This window comes from Nocardia sp. CA-135398 (genome assembly GCF_050955845.1).
In the GTDB taxonomy this organism is placed as follows: Bacteria; Actinomycetota; Actinomycetes; order Mycobacteriales; family Mycobacteriaceae; genus Nocardia.
The window spans coordinates 6,137,029-6,153,757 of the sequence record NZ_CP192084.1 but is presented as its reverse complement, the minus strand read 5'-3'; the positions used below and the strand labels follow the sequence as shown (position 1 = coordinate 6,153,757).

The following is a 16,729-nucleotide window of genomic DNA, read 5'->3' as shown; positions in this document are numbered from 1 at the left end:
TGGCATGTCACTGCTCATGAAGTACCTGGCCTGGCTGTGGTCAGCGAGCCGATGGACTTTTGCGATGCTCGGCATGCTAGTTCGCGGAGGTGAGTGCGTCTCTGCGCCGCCGCAGAAAGGTCTGTTCGGCGGTGTTCTCGGTGTGGGTGATGGCGGCATCGTAGGCGTGGATCGCGTCTGCGGTGCGGCCGAGTCGGCGCAGGAGGTCGGCGCGGATCGCGTGGTAGAGGTGGTGATTCGGTAGTTTGATTTCGGAGAGCAGCGTGAGCGCCGCATCCGGACCCTCGACCTCGCCGACCGCCACCGCGCGGTTCAGCGCTACCACCGGACTCGGTGCCATGGCGGCCAACTGGTCGTAGAGTTGCAGGATTTGTTGCCAGTCGGTGGATTCCGGATCGGGGGCGTCGGCGTGTACGGCGTTGATCGCGGCTTGGATCTGGTAGGGGCCGGGTTGGTTGCGGCGCAGGCACTCTCGGACCAGGGCATGGCCTTCGGTGATGAGGGCGCGGTCCCAACGGTGACGGTCTTGCTCGGGTAGTGGCACGAGCGACCCGTCCGGTGCGGTGCGGGCGGCTCGGCGCGATTCGGTGAGCAGCATCAGTGCGAGCAGTCCATGTGCTTCCGGTTCGTCCGGCATCAACTCGATGAGTAAGCGCCCCAAGCGGATTGCCTCGGTGCACAGGTCGGTGCGAATCAGACGATCGCCGGAGGTGGCGGTATGGCCCTCGGTGAAGATGAGGTAGATGACGGCCAGTACGGCGCGCAGGCGAGCGGGCAGATCGGCGTCGCGCGGGACTCGGTAGGGGATGCGGGCGTCGCGGATCTTGCCCTTGGCACGGACGAGGCGTTGCGCCATGGTCGATTCGGACGTCAGGAAGGCGTGCGCGATTTCGGATGTGGTGAGACCGCCGAGCAGTCGCAAGGTAAGTGCCACTTGGGCATTCAGCGATAGTGCCGGGTGGCAGCAGGTGAAGATCAGCCGGAGGCGGTCGTCCTGGACGGCGCTCATATCGTCGGGCTCGTTGTCGGCATGTAGGAGTGCGGCCTCGGCATGGCGGTCATCGCGAGATGCCTCGCGCCGCAGGCGATCGATGGCTCGGTTGCGTGCGGTGGTGATGATCCAGCCGGGCGGGCTCGGTGGGAGTCCATCGGTCGGCCAGCGTTGTACGGCGGCGGTGAACGCGTCCTGCACCGCGTCCTCGGCGATGGTGATATCGCCGAAGACGCGGATCAGGCTGGCGACCGCGCGGCCGTAGTATTCGGTGAATACGGCCGCGATCGCGGCATCGGCGCTCAATGATCGGCCAACGGCCGGACCTCGATCGGCAAGGTGATCACGGCGGCCATCTTCTTGCCCCAGTCGAGCGCCTCGTCCAGATCGGCCGCCTGAATGACGGTGAATCCGCCGATGTGCTCCTTGGTTTCGATGTATGGGCCGTCGGTGACGAGCATGTCGTTGCCTTGGGCGCGCACCACGGTTGCGGTGCTCGGCGCATGCAGGCCCGCGGCGAAAACCCAGGCGCCCGCAGCACGCATCTCGTCGTTCAGCGCGTACAGATCGCGCATGATCTCGTCGAGATTGTCCGGCGGCGGTGTGTCGTCGGGCTGATAGATGCTGAGCAGATACTCCTTCACGACTCCTCCTCATACCCGCTGGTAGGTGGCGATCACGACGCCGGTGGGGGTGGTGACGCTATCGGCGAGTCGCAGTTCGCCGAAGTCCGCGCCTTCGAACAGCCGCCGCCCGCCGCCGACCACGATCGGATGGATCAGCAATAGATACTCGTCGACGAGATCGTCGCGCATCAACGTTCGCAGCAGATCGCCACTGCCGAGCACCACGAGATCCTGCCGCAGTTCGCGCACCGCGGCGACGACATCGCCGCCGAGCAGCGTGGAGTTTTCCCATGGCAACGGTTCGGTCAACGTTCGAGACGCCACGAACTTCTCTGTCTTGTTCAGCACCTCGGTGTACGGATTGTCGGTTTGGTGCGGCCAGTAGCCGTAGAACTGCTGGTAGGTCCGCCGTCCGAGCAATAGCGCACCGTGATGGGTCGCCATATGTTCGCCCATCACCCTGGCCTGCATCGGGTCGTCGTGGCGATGGGCCCAGCCGCCGTGGCGGAAACCGTCCCGCGGGTCCTCATCGGCGCCGCCGGGGGACTGCATGACGCCGTCCAGGGTGAGGTGCTCGACCGCGATGATCTTGCTCATGGGAAGTCCTTTCCGTTGGCCGGTCGGTTACCGGCTTCACCGCCTACACGAACGGCCCTACGTCGAATCGACATCGCGGATGAAAATTTCTCGACCCGGATATTTCGGTGCCCGCCGAAAAAACCCGGCGCGATCATGGAGTGGTGCAAACCCGAGGAGCCGAGCTGGCCGGACTGGCGTCCCTGCTGGCCGACCGCACCCGCGCCGAGATGTGCCTGGCCCTGGTCGACGGTCGCGCTTGGACGGCGGGTGAGCTGGCCCGCCATGCCGGGGTGGCGCCATCTACCGCGACCGAGCATCTGAACCGGTTGTTCGACGGCGGTCTGCTCATCGAACGCCGTCAGGGCAGGCACCGCTATGTGCAGCTGGCCAGTCCGCAGGTCGCCGAGTTGTTGGAGACGATGGTCGCCCATCTGGAACCGGTACGTCCGCAAGCCACGACGCTGCGCGCGTCCACCGCGGCGGCCGCCCTGGCTCGCGGACGGACCTGCTACGACCATCTCGCCGGCCGACTCGGCGTCGCGATCACCGCCGCCATGATCGAGCGCGAACTACTCGACGACGAGAGCGGGTTCGCCCTCACCGAGGCGGGCTTGGCATGGCTGACGGGCCCGATGGGCATCGAGCCGAACACGCTGCGCACTCGCCGACCGACCGCCCGGCCCTGCCTCGACTGGACCGAGCGCCGCACCCACCTCGGCGGTGCCGCGGGAGCGCAATTGTGCCGCCGACTTCAGGCACTGGATTGGGTCCGGCGAATCGGGTCCGGTCGCGCCGTCCGCCTCACATCGCAGGGTGAGATCGGTTTGCGCGCGGTGCTCGGTATCGATCCCGCAACGGTCGCCTGAGCCGCAGCCCGCTTCGCGCGTCCGCGAGGGCGCGCAGCTGCTGGCCACGCTTGCCGCGCTCTGGCACGTCTTCGAGTGCGGAATCTCATCGACGCGATTGACCCGCCATCTCCCGGGTATCACTGCCCGGGCGATGTGAAACCGCCTGGTGACGTGGGAGGGTATCGGTAGAGCGGGACCCGGTTTATGAATGGGCTTGCATAATCGTGCATAATCATCACATGGTTGATTCGTCGGGCAACCCTGTCTTGCGGGTTGCGGTGGCCGGTGCGAGTGGATACGCCGGCGGTGAGGTGCTGCGCCTATTGCTTGGCCATCCGGCCTACCGTGACGGGCGCCTGGTCATCGGTGCGCTGACCGCGGGCTCGAATGCGGGCAGCAAGCTGGGGGAGCTGCAGCCGCATCTGCTGCCGCTCGCCGATCGAGTGCTCGCGCCGACCACGCTCGACGAGCTGGCCGGACACGACATCGTCTTCCTCGGCCTGCCGCACGGGCAGTCCGCCGCCATCGCCGAGCAGCTGCCGGAGTCGACGGTGATCATCGACTGCGGCGCCGACTTCCGGCTGACCGATGCGTCGGCCTGGGAGAAGTATTACGGCACCACCCACGCGGGCAGCTGGCCCTACGGCCTGCCGGAACTGCCGGGCGGACGCGAGCGGCTGCGCGGGGCGCGCCGGATCGCCGTTCCCGGTTGCTATCCCACGGTCGCCAGTCTCGCGCTGGCACCGGCGATCGCCGCCGGAATCATCGAGCCGAAGGTGCATGTGGTCGCGGTGAGCGGTACTTCGGGCGCGGGTCGCAAACTCGATATCGGTCTGCTCGGCTCCGAGGTGATGGGTTCGGTGCGGGCCTACGGCATCGCGGGCGCGCACCGGCACACCCCGGAGATCGCGCAGAACCTACAGGCCGCAGGTGGTAGCGAGGTCGCGGTATCGTTCACCCCGGTGCTGGCGCCGATGCCGCGCGGCATCCTCGCGACCTGCACGGCCCCGACCCGAGTCGATGCCGAACAGGCTCGCGCGGTCTATGAAAAGGCTTACGCCGATGAACCATTCGTGCAGCTGCTGCCGGAAGGCACACTGCCGCAGACGGGTTCGGTGCTGGGCTCCAATGCCGTCACCCTCCAGGTCGCGGTGGATGCCGACGCCGGACTGCTTGTGGTGATCGGCGCGATCGACAATCTGACCAAGGGCACCGCGGGCGCCGCGGTCCAATCCATGAATCTGGCCGTCGGATTCGACGAGACCGCAGGACTTTCCACCGTAGGAGTGGCACCGTGACGACGATCGAAACCTCGGAAGGAAAACTGGTCCGGAGCCAGGGCGTGACCGCACCGCTCGGCTTCCGGGCGGCGGGCATCGCCGCGGGCATCAAGGCCAGCGGCAAACCCGATCTGGCACTGGTATTCAACGAGGGGCCGGAATACGCCGCCGCTGGCGTATTCACCCGCAACCAGGTGAAGGCCGCACCGGTGCTGTGGTCGCAGCAGGTGCTCACCGGTGGCCGGTTGCGCGCGGTGATCCTGAATTCCGGCGGGGCCAATGCCTGTACCGGTCCGGGCGGATTCCAGGACACCCACCAGACCGCCGAGGAATTGGCCAAGGCGCTGAGTAATTGGGGCACCGAAACCGGCGCGGGCGAAATCGCGGTCTGCTCAACGGGTTTGATCGGCGATCGGCTGCCGATGGACAAGGTTGTTCCGGCCGTCACCGAGATCGTGCACGAAATGGGCGGCGGACTGTCCGGCGGACTCGATGCGGCACACGCGATCATGACCACCGACACCGTGCCCAAGGAAGCCGCCTTCCACCACCGCGACAAATGGAATGTCGGCGGCATGGCCAAGGGTGCGGGCATGCTCGCACCGTCGCTGGCGACCATGCTGGTGGTGCTCACCACCGATGCCGCCGCGAGCGCCGAACAACTGGATCGCGCGCTGCGCAACGCGACTCGGCTCACCTTCGACCGGCTCGATGTCGACGGCTCCTGCTCGACCAATGACACCGTGCTGCTGCTCGCCAATGGGGCGAGCGAGGTCACGCCGTCACAGGAAGACCTCGACGCCGCGGTGCTCGCGGTCTGTGACGATCTGGCCGCCCAACTGATGGCCGATGCCGAGGGCGTGACCAAGCGGGTGCGGATCACCGTCGCCGGTGCGGTCTCCGAGGACGAGGCGCTGATCGCGGCGCGCGCCGTCGCCCGCGACAGTCTGGTCAAGACCGCGCTTTTCGGTTCCGACCCGAACTGGGGCCGGGTGCTCGCCGCCGTCGGCATCGCCCCGATCACCCTGGATCCGAACCGGATCTCGGTGTCGTTCAACGGAAATCCGGTCTGCGTGGACAGCGTCGGCGCGCCGGGTGCGCGCGAGGTCGACCTGTCCGGCGCCGATATCGAGGTGCGGATCGAACTGAATGTCGGTGACGGCACCGCCACCGTGCGCACCACCGACCTGTCGCACGGCTATGTCGAAGAGAATTCGGCCTATAGCTCATGACCAGCGATGCGGTGCAGGAACTTTCGGCATTGGACAAGGCGCACGTCCTCGCCGACGCGTTGCCGTGGCTGCAGAAGTTCCGCGACAAGATCGTGGTCGTCAAATACGGCGGCAACGCGATGATCGATGCGGAGCTCAAACAGGCCTTCGCCGCCGATATGGCGTTCCTGCGCACCGTCGGCGTCCATCCGGTGGTGGTGCACGGCGGCGGACCGCAGATCAGCGCGATGCTGAAAAAGCTCGGTCTGCAAGGCGAATTCCGCGGCGGCTTCCGCGTCACCACACCCGAGGTGATGGATGTGGTGCGGATGGTGCTGTTCGGTCAGGTCGGGCGCGAACTCGTCGGGCTGATCAACGCGCACGGTCCGTACGCGGTCGGCATCTCCGGTGAGGACGCGCGGCTGTTCACCGCGACCCGGCGCACCGTCGATGTCGACGGCGAGGCCACCGATATCGGTCTGGTCGGTGATGTCACCGAAGTGAATGCCGAAGCCGTGCTCGACCTCATCGGCGCGGGGCGCATTCCGGTGGTCTCCACCATCGCCCCGGACGCCGACGGCGTGGTGCACAACATCAATGCCGATACCGCCGCCGCCGCACTCGCCGAGGGGATCGGCGCGGAAAAGCTGGTGATTCTGACCGACGTCGAGGGCCTGTACACCGACTGGCCGGACCGTTCGTCGCTCACCTCGCACATCGACGCCGCCGCATTGGCCGAGTTGCTCCCGCGACTGGATGCGGGCATGGTGCCCAAGATGGAAGCCTGCCTGCGCGCCGTGCAGGGCGGAGTACCGACCGCACATGTCATCGACGGTCGAGTCCCGCATTCGGTGCTGTTGGAACTGTTCACCGGAGAAGGAATCGGAACGATGGTGACGCCCGCCCCGCTCCCGACGAGCGCGGCGGACACACTGAACGGAACGAAAATATGAGTGACACAGCAGAGCTGCAACAGCGGTGGTCCGCCGCGTTGATGAAGAATTACGCCACGCCCAAGGTCGCGCTGGTGCGCGGTGCCGGTGCGGTGGTCTACGACGCGGACGGCAGACGCTACATCGACTTCCTCGGCGGTATCGCGGTCAACAGCCTCGGCCACGCCCATCCGGCGATTCTGGAAGCCGTCACCCAGCAGCTCGGCACGCTGGGCCACACCTCGAATATCTACGCCAACGAACCGGTCATCGAACTGGCCGAACGGCTGCTCGCGCACTTCGGCGACGGTGAATTCGGTGACGGCCACGGACGCGCGTTCTTCTGCAACTCCGGCACCGAGGCCGTTGAGGCGGCGTTCAAAATGGCGCGGCTGACCGGTCGGCCCAAGATCATCGCGACCGATGAGGCATTCCACGGCCGGACGATGGGCGCGCTGGCGCTCACCGGACAGCCGTCCAAGCGGACGCCGTTCGAGCCGATGCCCGCCGGTGTCGTCCATGTGCCCTACGGCGATGCGGCGGCACTCGAGGCGGTGGTCGACGAGGACACCGCGGCGGTATTCCTCGAACCGATCATGGGGGAGAGCGGCGTTGTCGTGCCGCCCATCGATTATCTGGTGAAGGCGCGGGAGATCACCGCGCGCCACGGCGCGCTGCTGGTACTCGACGAGGTGCAGACCGGTATCGGCCGGTGCGGAAAGTTCTACGCGCACCAGGCATTCGGCATCGTGCCGGATGTGATCACCCTCGCCAAGGGGCTCGGCGGCGGACTGCCGATCGGTGCGGTGCTGGCCACCGGACCGGCCGCCGATCTGCTGACGCCGGGCCTGCACGGCACCACCTTCGGCGGCAATGCGGTCTGTGCCGCGGCGGCTTTGGCGGTTCTGCGGACCATTGATGAGACCGATCTGCTCGCGCATGTCGAATCGGTCGGCAAGCGGCTCAGCGACGGCATCGAACTGCTCGAGCACCCGCTGATCGATCATGTGCGCGGCGCGGGGCTGCTGCTCGGTATCGTGCTGACCGACGATATCTCGGCCGAGGTGGAGAACCGGGCGCGGGAGGCGGGCTATCTGGTGAATGCGCCCAAGCCCAACATCATTCGGCTCGCGCCGCCGCTGGTGCTCACCGAGACCCAGTCCGACAATTTCGTCGGCGATCTGCCCGAGATCCTGGACGGTGCGATCGCGGACGCCAAGGGGGCCAAATGAGTACAGCATCGCGGAGCGATTCCACGAGCGGCGGCGGGCCGGTCCGGCACTTCCTGCGCGACGATGACGTCACCCCTGCCGAACAGGCCGAAATCCTCGCTCTCGCAGCGGAATTGAAGAAGGATCCGTTCGCGCACCGGCCTTTGGACGGGCCGCGCGGGGTCGGGGTGATCTTCGAGAAGAACTCCACCCGTACGCGGTTCTCGTTCGAAATGGGTATCGCGCAGCTCGGCGGGCACGCGGTGGTGGTCGACGGTCGCGACACCCAGCTCGGACGCGAGGAGACGCTCGGCGATACCGGCAAGGTGCTCTCGCGCTATGTCGATGCGATCGTGTGGCGCACCTTCGAACAGGTGCGTCTGGACGAAATGGCCGTCACCGCAACGGTTCCGATCGTCAACGCCTTGTCCAACGAGTTCCACCCGTGTCAGGTGCTCGCCGATCTGCAGACGCTCGCCGAGCGCAAGGGCAGTCTGGTCGGACGCAACCTCACCTACTTCGGTGACGGTGCGAACAATATGGCGCACTCGCTGCTGCTCGGTGGTGTGACTGCCGGGCTGAACGTAACCATCGCCGCGCCAACGGGTTTCGAGCCGCTGCCGTGGATCCTGGAGGCCGCGCGCAAGCGGGCCGCCGAGACCGGTGCGACCATCACCCTGACCGGCGATCCGGTCGCCGCCGCGGCGGGTGCCGATGCTCTGGTGACCGACACCTGGACCTCCATGGGACAGGAGAACGACGGCCTCGATCGCATCGGCCCGTTCCGTGCGTTCCAGCTCAACGACGATCTGCTCGCCAAGGCGCAGCCGGATGTCGTTGTGCTGCACTGTCTTCCGGCTCATCGCGGTGAGGAGATCACCGACGAGGTGCTCGATGGACCGCACAGCGTGGTGTGGGACGAGGCGGAGAACCGGCTGCACGCACAGAAGGCGCTGCTGGTGTGGTTGTTGGCCAAGAGAGGTGAGGCTCGGCCATGACAGTCCAGCCTGACGCGGGCAAGTCCGCCCCCGCTATCGCTCGAACCCGCGCCGGTCGCCAGTCCCGCATCATCGAACTGCTGACGGCGCACGCGGTCCGCAGCCAAACCGAACTCGCCGCACTGCTCGCCGCCGAAGGCATCGAGACCACCCAGGCCACCCTGTCCCGCGACCTCGATGAACTCGGCGCCGTGAAGTTGCGCGCCGCCGACGGTGGTGCGGGCGTCTACGTGGTGCCCGAAGACGGCAGCCCCGTGCGCGGCGTCACCGGCGGCACCGATCGCCTGTCCAAACTCCTCGGCGACCTGCTGGTCTCCACCGACTCCAGCGGCAATATCGCCGTGCTGCGTACCCCACCCGGCGCCGCCCACTACCTGGCCAGCGCCCTCGACCGCGCCGCCCTCCCCTTCATCGTCGGCACCATCGCGGGCGACGACACCATCGCGGTAATTGCCCGCGAACCCCTTACCGGCGCCGAACTAGCCGCCAAAATCGAGGCACTCGCCTGAGCCGGAATACATCCTCGGCGCGGTCATGCCGCAATTGGTGACGCACACCTAGTGACTACCTCGCACAGGGCACAACCCATGCGAGGTAGTCACTGGATATGCGATGCGATCGCAGGGTCAGCCGAAGGGGTATTGGCCGCCGCCATGCGGGGTGTTGCTGGGGGTGCCGACGTTGATGATGTCTTGTACGAGGTCGACCAGGGCGCGGCCGATGTCGAGGACGTCGTTGCCGAGGGTGCTGAATTCTCCTGCTATGAGGTGCAGCAGCATGGGGTCCGTCCTTTGCCCGCTCCGACAGTTACCGGATAAAGCGTGACATAGGCGCAAGGGGGTGCCAAGGTGCTAGCGAGAAGGTGGAACTCGGACCCGGTTGTGAATGGGCTTGCATCATCGTGCATAATCATTTGCATGACGGTGCGGGCCGCCTGACGTGCGATTTGGACGCGTCGGTGAGCGCCGCGCCCCGCCGCCCGCAGATGCGGGCAAGACCTGCAGACAAGCACGAAACCGAGGAGCACAAAGACATGTCCGAGCGCGTCGTACTCGCCTACTCCGGTGGGCTCGATACCTCCGTTGCGATCAGCTGGATCGGCAAGGAGACCGGCGCCGAGGTCGTGGCGGTCGCCATCGATCTGGGCCAGGGCGGCGAGGACATGAACGTGGTGCGCCAGCGTGCGCTGGACTGCGGCGCCGTCGAGGCGATCGTGGTCGACGCGCGCGACGAATTCGCCAACGAGTACTGCTTGCCGACCATTCAGACCAACGCCATGTACATGGGCCAGTACCCGCTGGTCTCGGCGATCAGCCGTCCGCTCATCGTCAAGCACTTGGTCGAGGCCGCCAAGTTCCACGGCGCGACCACCGTCGCGCACGGCTGCACCGGTAAGGGCAACGACCAGGTCCGCTTCGAGGTCGGCATCGGCGCGCTCGCCCCCGACCTGAATGTGATCGCCCCGGTCCGCGACTACGCCTGGACTCGGGAGAAGGCCATCGCCTTCGCCGAGGAGAACCAGCTCCCGATCAATGTCACCAAGAAGTCGCCGTTCTCGATCGACCAGAACGTGTGGGGCCGTGCGGTGGAGACCGGCTTCCTCGAGGACCTCTGGAACGCGCCGACCAAGGACGTCTACGGCTACACCTCGGACCCGACGGTCAACTTCGAGGCGCCCGACGAACTCATCGTCAGCTTCGACAAGGGTGTGCCGGTCGCCATCGACGGCCGCCAGGTCAGCGTGCTCGAGGCCATCGTCGAGCTGAACCATCGTGCGGGCCGCCAGGGCGTCGGCCGCCTCGATATGGTCGAGGATCGGCTGGTCGGCATCAAGAGCCGCGAGATCTACGAGGCCCCCGGCGCGATCGCGCTGATCACCGCGCACCAGGCCCTGGAAAACGTCACCATCGAGCGCGAATTGGGTCGCTACAAGCGGCAGGTCGAGCAGCGCTGGAGCGAGCTGGCCTACGACGGCCTCTGGTTCTCCCCGCTTAAGCGCGCGCTGGACGCCTTCGTCGCCGAAACCCAGCAGCACGTCACCGGTGATATCCGGATGGTGCTGCACGGCGGTTCGGTCGTGGTCAACGGCCGCCGCTCCGAGCAGTCTCTCTACGACTTCAACCTGGCCACCTACGACGAGGGCGACACCTTCGACCAGTCCCTCGCCAAGGGTTTCGTGCAGATCCACGGCCTGTCCTCCAAGGTCGCGGCGCGCCGCGACCTCAACCAGAAGTAGGCAGTGCGCCTTCGTTCGGGCCAGACGCAAGAGCGACCGACTTCGTCCGACTGCGGCTACTAGGCTCGATCGGGTCGGCGCGCCGTGAGTCGCCGACCCGAAAGGAGCGTCATGCGGACCGACGACGACAGCTGGGATATCGAATCGAGCGTGGGCGCCACCGCCCTCGGCGTCGCCGCCATGCGCGCGGCCGAATCCCGCCGTCCGGACGCGCTGTTCCACGATCCCTATGCCGAGCTGCTGGTGACGGCGGTCGGCTCGGAGTCGTGGACGCGCATCGCCCGCGGTGAGGTCGAGGGCCTCGAGGCGGCGGCGACCCGGGCGATGGGCCCGATCATCGGCTCCTTGATCGCTCGCACCTGCTACTTCGATGCCTACTTCCAGGATGCGGCCGCCGACGGCATCAACCAGATCGTCATCCTGGCAGCGGGTTTGGATGCCAGAGCCTACCGCCTCGAATGGCCTTCCGGTACAACGGTATTCGAACTCGATCTGCCAAAGGTATTGGAGTTCAAGGCGATCGCGCTCGCGGATGTCCAGCCTGCCGCGGAACGGCGCGAGGTCGCGGTAGACCTGCGCCAGGACTGGCCGACCGCGATGCGGGAGCACGGATTCGACCCGGCCGTGCCGACCGCATGGCTGGTCGAGGGACTGCTGCGCTACCTCCCTGCGGACGCGCAGGACCAACTGTTCGAGAACATCGTGGCGCTGAGCGCGCCGGGCAGTCGCATCGCGATATACCGCTCCGGAGGTTCCGCACCGGACCCGAACAGATTGCGCGAGGCGGAATCCGCCGGACTCGACATCCGGGTCGACGTCGGTGACCTGTGGTACTCCGACGAGGGCCGCAGCGATCCGATCGACTGGTTCACCAGCCAGGGCTGGACGATAACCCGGGCCGATCCGGTCGAGGTACTGCGCGGCCACGGCCGCGAAGTGCCCGAAGACGCCGCCGCGAAAATGACCACCGACACTTTGTTCACCGCCCGACGACCCGGAGGAGACAGCACACGATGACGCAGAGCGGCAGCACCAACGAAGGGGCGCTCTGGGGCGGACGTTTCGCGTCCGGACCGGCCGCGGCAATGGCCGCGCTGAGCAAGTCGACCCATTTCGACTGGGCGCTGGCTCCCTACGACATCCGCGCGTCGAAGGCGCACGCGCGCGTGCTGCACAAGGCGGGACTGCTGTCGGAAAGTGACCTCGCCGCCATGCTCGCCGGACTGGATCGCCTTGCGGCGGATGTGGATTCGGGTGCGTTCGCCCCCGCCGAGGCGGATGAGGACGTGCACGGCGCGCTGGAGCGCGGACTGATCGACCGGGTCGGCGCCGAACTCGGCGGACGACTGCGGGCCGGTCGATCGCGTAATGACCAGGTGGCCACGCTCTTTCGGATGTGGCTGCGCGATGCGGCGCGCCGGATCGCCGCCGGACTGCTCGATGTGGTCGACGCGCTGGTCGCCCAGGCGGCCGCGCATCCGGATGCGGTGATGCCAGGCAAGACACATCTGCAGGCCGCGCAGCCGGTGCTGCTCGCACATCATCTGCTCGCACACGCGCATCCGCTGTTGCGCGATATCGATCGGCTGCGTGACTTCGACAAGCGCGCGGCGGTGTCGCCGTACGGTTCCGGCGCGCTGGCCGGTTCCTCGCTCGGACTCGATCCGGAAGCCATCGCGGCCGAACTGGATTTCGATGCCGCGGCGGCGAATTCGATCGATGCCACCTCCGCACGTGATTTCGCGGCCGAGGCGGCCTTCGTACTCGCGATGATCGGTGTCGATCTGAGCCGGATGGCCGAAGAGGTGATCATCTGGAGTACACCGGAATTCGGCTATGTCACCCTCGCCGACGCCTGGTCCACCGGCTCTTCGATCATGCCGCAGAAGAAGAATCCGGATGTGTCCGAGCTCACCCGCGGCAAGGCCGGGCGTCTCATCGGCAACCTGACCGGACTGCTGGCCACCCTGAAAGCCCAACCGCTGGCCTACAACCGGGACCTGCAGGAGGACAAGGAACCCCTCTTCGATTCGGTCGCCCAGCTCGAGCTGCTGCTTCCGGCCATCGCGGGCTTGGTCTCGACGCTCACCTTCCACACCGAGCGAATGGCCGAACTCGCGCCCGCCGGTTTCACCCTCGCCACCGATATCGCCGAATGGCTTGTCCGGCAGGGTGTTCCGTTCCGCATCGCGCATGAGGCCGCGGGTGCGTGCGTGCGCGCCGCCGAGGCGCGCGGCGTCGGCTTGGACGAGCTGACCGACGAAGAATTCGCCGCCATCGATCCGGCATTGACTCCCCAGGTCCGCGAAGTGCTCACCGTGCAGGGCTCGATCGCCTCCCGCAATGCGCGCGGCGGAACCGCGGGCGTCCAGGTCGCCGCCCAACTCGACGAAATCCGCAACGCCCTCGCCGAACTGCGCTCCCTGTTCCCCTAGCAACCCTCGCGCACCCTCAACGACCAAGATCAGGTGGAACTGGCGGCGGCATCGCCCGAGAAGCCTCGCCACCAGTGCCACCTGATCTTGATCCAGCGCCCTCCCATGGGGGCGGATTTCGCACCAGAGACAGCGCGGAGCGGCGAGTGCCGGCATTGCGTTCGGATCGCCCAGTTGGACCGCGCGATGGGTCAGGGAACTCCTGCCCGATAGCGTCAGCGCCCTAAGAGGTCCGCGACCCGCGTCAGTGGGGCGACGAGGTTCGGGATGGCCTGCGGGTGGCCCAATTGGCCTAGGCGGTAGGTCAGCAGGTCCTGTCCGACCAGGCTCCAATCGGGCACGGCTGCGGCCAAGTGGGCATCCATCAGCGGTTTGCCCACCAGCCAGCGGGCGAAGCTCGGGTCGGCGGACCTGATCCGGAAGCGGGCATCGAATGCCTCGTTGCCGGTCGCCGTGGGCCGGTCGCCGAACAGCGCGCGGCCGACCTTCGATATCGCACCGCGGCTGATGACGGCGACGGACGGGAGCGGGCGATCCAGCACGACCACGACGGCGACGTAGTGATGCGTCTGGGTCCTAGTGGAGTTACCGCTCGATGTGGTCGTCGTGTACGAGTGTTCGGCCACGGTCACCAGGCGGCCGCCCATCGTCCCGGACAATGTCACGCCGAGAGCTTGCCTTCCGCCACCGGGCAGGCGTGACACCCAAGGAGCCTTCGAGCGCTCCGCGAACGACCAACCGTGCTGCACCGCCCACTGCCACAGCGCCCGCTTGCGTTGGCGCTCGGCACGAATCGCGAGCGGCAGTACCACGCTCAGGAGCACGATCGGCACCCCCGTCAACAGCGCCATCACGATCACCAATACCGCCAGAGCCACCCCATCCATCGGATCCTCCCCTCGGTCGGCGAGTGCCGCGAACCGAAGACACGTTCACGGCGATTGCCAGCGCCGCCGAAAACCGGCGGCCTGCGCGCCAGTCTGCGGTGGTGATCTTTCGATCCATCGGTGCAAACGCTTAATGCCGCACCGGTTTACGCTGCGCCGATGACCCTGTTGCTGCTGGCGCTGGCCATCGCCTCCGAAATCACCGCGACCGTATCGCTCAAAATCTCCGACGGTTTCACCAAATTGGTGCCTTCGATCATCGTCGTCATCGGCTACGGCGCGGCCTTCTTCTTCCTGTCCCAGGCACTGAAGCGCGGTATGCCGATCGGCGTCGCCTACGGCATCTGGTCGGCGGTCGGCGTCGCGGCCATCGCCCTCATCGGTGTCCTATTCCTCGACGAAAGACTTTCGCTGATCCAGGTCGGCGGCATCGCCTTGGTGATCCTCGGCGTCCTGGCACTGGAACTCGGTGGCGCACAGTGATATCCGCGCTCAGCGATCGTCGGTGGTTGTTGAATGACCGATCGGTCTCGTTGCGCCCTGCGCATTTTGTCGAATTCGTCCCATGGGAGGTGGCGGCGAACGTAGCATCGGCCGATGGATCGGACGTTTGCTCAGCTGAGTCGACGCGGGTGACGGTATGGCATCGGAACCGGGCGATGTAGTACTCGAGGCCCAAGCGTTGGTGAAACGTTACGGCGGTGTCGAGGCGTTGCGGGGAGCCAACTTTCAGGTGCGCGCCGGTGAGGTCGTCGCATTGATCGGCGATAACGGCGCGGGAAAATCCACGCTGGTGAAATGCCTTTCCGGGGCGGAACAGCCGGATTCGGGGACCATCCTGCTGGACGGTTCGGAAACGGTGCTCAGCTCACCGACCGCCGCACGCAGGCTCGGCGTCGAAACCGTTTACCAGGACCTCGCCGTCGCACCCGATCTGGACCCGGCCGCCAACCTCTTCCTCGGCCGGGAACTGGTTCGCCGCGGATTGGCGGGCAGACTCGGCATGCTCGACAAGCGGGCGATGCGAACCCAAGCCGTCGAACACTTCCGACGCCTCGGCGTGACGTTGCAGAGCACCGATGTGCCGATCGGCGCACTCTCGGGTGGACAGCGCCAGAGTGTCGCCGTGGCACGCGCGGTGCTGTGGGCGAGCAAGGTCGTCTTCATGGACGAACCGACCGCGGCCCTCGGCGTTGTGCAGCGCGAGCGGGTGCTCGAGGTGATCGGCAATGTGCGCGATCAGGGCATTGCCGTCGTCCTGATCAGCCACAATATGCCCGAGGTACTGGCGGTGGCCGACCGGATCGAGGTGCTGCGCCTGGGCAAACGGGTGGCCCGATTCGTCGCCGCCGACGCGACCCTGGAGCAATTGGTCGGCGCGATGACCGGCGCGCTGTCACATGAGGACGCGGCATGACGAAAGCTGCGGTGGAGACCGACGGCGCGCCCGATTTGCCGGAACGCACTGTACTGCAACGACTTCTGGGCGCGAGCACGCTGTGGATCGGTGTAGTGCTGATCGTACTGTGCGTCGTCTTCAGCATCCTTCGTCCCGACGCGTTTCCGACTCGCTTCACCCTGCAGACCCTGCTGATCGAAACCTCGGTGCTGCTGGTGCTTTCGGTCGGTATGACCTTTGTGATCATCACCTCCGGCATCGACCTCTCGGTCGGCATGGTGCTGATCTTCGCCGGCGTGCTCGGCGCGAAAACGATGGAATGGCTGAGTCCCGACGAGAACGCCACCGGGGCGGGGTGGGGGATTATCGGAATCGGCTTCCTGATCTCCATTGTGGGCGGGGGCATCTGGGGATTGCTCAATGGAATTCTGGTGGCGAAGGCCAAGATTCCACCGCTGATCGTCACACTGGGTTCGTTCGGCGCGGCACTCGGTGCGGCACAACTGATCACCGGCGGTGTCGACACCAGGACCGTGCCCGATAAGCTGCGCAACTCGTTGGGTTTCGGGACATCACTCGGCGGAGTACCGAATCTGGTGCTCGTCGCGGCGGCGGTGACAGTGCTCGCCGCCTGGGTGCTGCACACCACCCGATTCGGCCGCTACACCTACGCGATCGGCTCCAATGAGGAGGCCGCGCGGCGCTCGGGCATCGCGGTGACCCGTCACCTCGTGCTGGTCTATCTGATGACCGGATTGCTCGCCGGGCTGGCCGGATTCATGAATCTGGCCTACTTCGGCACCACCACCATCGGCGGACACGGCACCGACAATCTGGATGCCATCGCCGGAGTAGTCATCGGCGGGACAAGTCTTTTCGGTGGAATCGGCACCATCCTCGGCACGGTCATCGGCGTCTTCATTCCGTCCGTGCTGCGCAAGGGGTTCGTCATCGCGGGGGTGCCGGTGTTCTGGCAGCCGATCGCGGTGAGCGCGGTGCTGGTCGGGGCGGTGTGGTTCGACCAGCTGCGCCGCCGGGCCCGGGACCGCAAGTAGAGGTAAGCAGTTACAACACTGCGCGATAAGAAAATAAGGCG

General features: G+C 66.5%; 18 protein-coding genes. 13 read left to right on the top strand and 5 right to left on the bottom strand.

Annotated features, from left to right (window positions below):
• Positions 1–76: 76 nt before the first annotated feature.
• Genes ACQP1T_RS27155 through ACQP1T_RS27145 form a run of 3 tightly spaced genes read right to left on the bottom strand, consistent with a single transcriptional unit; the run spans position 77 to position 2,214 of the window.
• On the bottom strand, positions 77–1,297 hold the full coding sequence (locus ACQP1T_RS27155) for an RNA polymerase sigma factor (RefSeq protein ID WP_433755891.1): 1,221 nt from the start codon (positions 1,295–1,297) through the stop codon (positions 77–79).
• Entirely contained in the window at positions 1,294–1,635 is a 342-nt protein-coding gene (locus ACQP1T_RS27150) for a YciI family protein (RefSeq protein ID WP_433755890.1), read from the bottom strand. The genes ACQP1T_RS27155 and ACQP1T_RS27150 overlap by 4 nt, the downstream gene beginning before the upstream one ends.
• Before the next feature lie 9 nt (positions 1,636–1,644).
• On the bottom strand, positions 1,645–2,214 hold the full coding sequence (locus tag ACQP1T_RS27145) for a dihydrofolate reductase family protein (RefSeq protein ID WP_433755889.1): 570 nt from the start codon (positions 2,212–2,214) through the stop codon (positions 1,645–1,647).
• Between the two features lie 143 nt (positions 2,215–2,357).
• Between ACQP1T_RS27145 and ACQP1T_RS27140 the strand changes: the two genes are divergently transcribed.
• The 7 genes from ACQP1T_RS27140 (at position 2,358) to ACQP1T_RS27110 (ending at position 9,185) form a co-directional block, all read left to right on the top strand.
• Positions 2,358–3,062 (top strand): ArsR/SmtB family transcription factor, encoded by a 705-nt coding sequence (locus ACQP1T_RS27140; RefSeq protein WP_433755888.1) that lies wholly within the window; start codon positions 2,358–2,360, stop codon positions 3,060–3,062.
• Between the two features lie 221 nt (positions 3,063–3,283).
• On the top strand, positions 3,284–4,342 hold the full coding sequence (gene argC, locus ACQP1T_RS27135; RefSeq protein WP_433755887.1) for an N-acetyl-gamma-glutamyl-phosphate reductase: 1,059 nt from the start codon (positions 3,284–3,286) through the stop codon (positions 4,340–4,342).
• Positions 4,339–5,556, top strand: a complete 1,218-nt coding sequence (gene argJ, locus ACQP1T_RS27130; RefSeq protein ID WP_433755886.1) for a bifunctional glutamate N-acetyltransferase/amino-acid acetyltransferase ArgJ — start codon at positions 4,339–4,341, stop codon at positions 5,554–5,556. The genes argC and argJ overlap by 4 nt, the downstream gene beginning before the upstream one ends.
• Positions 5,553–6,488, top strand: coding sequence for an acetylglutamate kinase (gene argB / locus ACQP1T_RS27125; protein ID WP_433755885.1), 936 nt, complete (start codon positions 5,553–5,555; stop codon positions 6,486–6,488). The genes argJ and argB overlap by 4 nt, the downstream gene beginning before the upstream one ends.
• Positions 6,485–7,699, top strand: a complete 1,215-nt coding sequence (locus ACQP1T_RS27120; protein WP_433755884.1) for an acetylornithine transaminase — start codon at positions 6,485–6,487, stop codon at positions 7,697–7,699. Before argB ends, ACQP1T_RS27120 begins: the two co-directional genes overlap by 4 nt.
• Positions 7,696–8,676 carry an ornithine carbamoyltransferase gene (argF, locus tag ACQP1T_RS27115; RefSeq protein ID WP_433755883.1) on the top strand — a complete coding sequence of 327 codons (981 nt, stop codon included), beginning with the start codon at positions 7,696–7,698 and terminating at the stop codon, positions 8,674–8,676. The genes ACQP1T_RS27120 and argF overlap by 4 nt, the downstream gene beginning before the upstream one ends.
• Positions 8,673–9,185: an arginine repressor gene (locus ACQP1T_RS27110; RefSeq protein ID WP_433755882.1), complete on the top strand. Its 513-nt coding sequence runs from the start codon at positions 8,673–8,675 to the stop codon at positions 9,183–9,185. Before argF ends, ACQP1T_RS27110 begins: the two co-directional genes overlap by 4 nt.
• A gap of 117 nt (positions 9,186–9,302) precedes the next feature.
• Here ACQP1T_RS27110 and ACQP1T_RS27105 read toward each other — a convergent pair whose 3' ends face one another.
• Positions 9,303–9,455, bottom strand: a complete 153-nt coding sequence (locus ACQP1T_RS27105; RefSeq protein WP_433622318.1) for a hypothetical protein — start codon at positions 9,453–9,455, stop codon at positions 9,303–9,305.
• Positions 9,456–9,709: 254 nt separating this feature from the next.
• Here ACQP1T_RS27105 and ACQP1T_RS27100 point away from each other — a divergent pair, with 254 nt between their 5' ends.
• The 3 genes from ACQP1T_RS27100 to argH all read left to right on the top strand — a co-directional run bounded on the left by ACQP1T_RS27100 (position 9,710) and on the right by argH (position 13,347).
• Entirely contained in the window at positions 9,710–10,912 is a 1,203-nt protein-coding gene (locus ACQP1T_RS27100; protein WP_433755881.1) for an argininosuccinate synthase, read from the top strand.
• A gap of 111 nt (positions 10,913–11,023) precedes the next feature.
• The gene (locus ACQP1T_RS27095; RefSeq protein ID WP_433755880.1) at positions 11,024–11,929 is read left to right on the top strand and encodes an SAM-dependent methyltransferase; all 906 of its coding nucleotides are present in this window, start codon (positions 11,024–11,026) and stop codon (positions 11,927–11,929) included.
• Positions 11,926–13,347 (top strand): argininosuccinate lyase, encoded by a 1,422-nt coding sequence (argH, locus tag ACQP1T_RS27090; RefSeq protein ID WP_433755879.1) that lies wholly within the window; start codon positions 11,926–11,928, stop codon positions 13,345–13,347. The genes ACQP1T_RS27095 and argH overlap by 4 nt, the downstream gene beginning before the upstream one ends.
• Positions 13,348–13,562: 215 nt before the next feature.
• On the opposite strand, the gene ACQP1T_RS27085 is transcribed toward argH, so the two are convergent.
• Complete coding sequence (locus ACQP1T_RS27085) at positions 13,563–14,234, bottom strand: hypothetical protein (RefSeq protein ID WP_433755878.1); 672 nt, start codon at positions 14,232–14,234, stop codon at positions 13,563–13,565.
• A gap of 159 nt (positions 14,235–14,393) precedes the next feature.
• Here ACQP1T_RS27085 and ACQP1T_RS27080 point away from each other — a divergent pair, with 159 nt between their 5' ends.
• From ACQP1T_RS27080 to ACQP1T_RS27070, 3 genes are all read left to right on the top strand, one after another.
• Positions 14,394–14,717, top strand: coding sequence for a DMT family transporter (locus tag ACQP1T_RS27080; protein WP_433755877.1), 324 nt, complete (start codon positions 14,394–14,396; stop codon positions 14,715–14,717).
• A 157-nt stretch (positions 14,718–14,874) separates the two neighbouring features.
• The gene (locus ACQP1T_RS27075; protein WP_433755876.1) at positions 14,875–15,651 is read left to right on the top strand and encodes an ATP-binding cassette domain-containing protein; all 777 of its coding nucleotides are present in this window, start codon (positions 14,875–14,877) and stop codon (positions 15,649–15,651) included.
• Positions 15,648–16,688, top strand: a complete 1,041-nt coding sequence (locus ACQP1T_RS27070; RefSeq protein ID WP_433755875.1) for an ABC transporter permease — start codon at positions 15,648–15,650, stop codon at positions 16,686–16,688. The genes ACQP1T_RS27075 and ACQP1T_RS27070 overlap by 4 nt, the downstream gene beginning before the upstream one ends.
• The last annotated feature ends 41 nt before the right edge of the window (positions 16,689–16,729 follow it).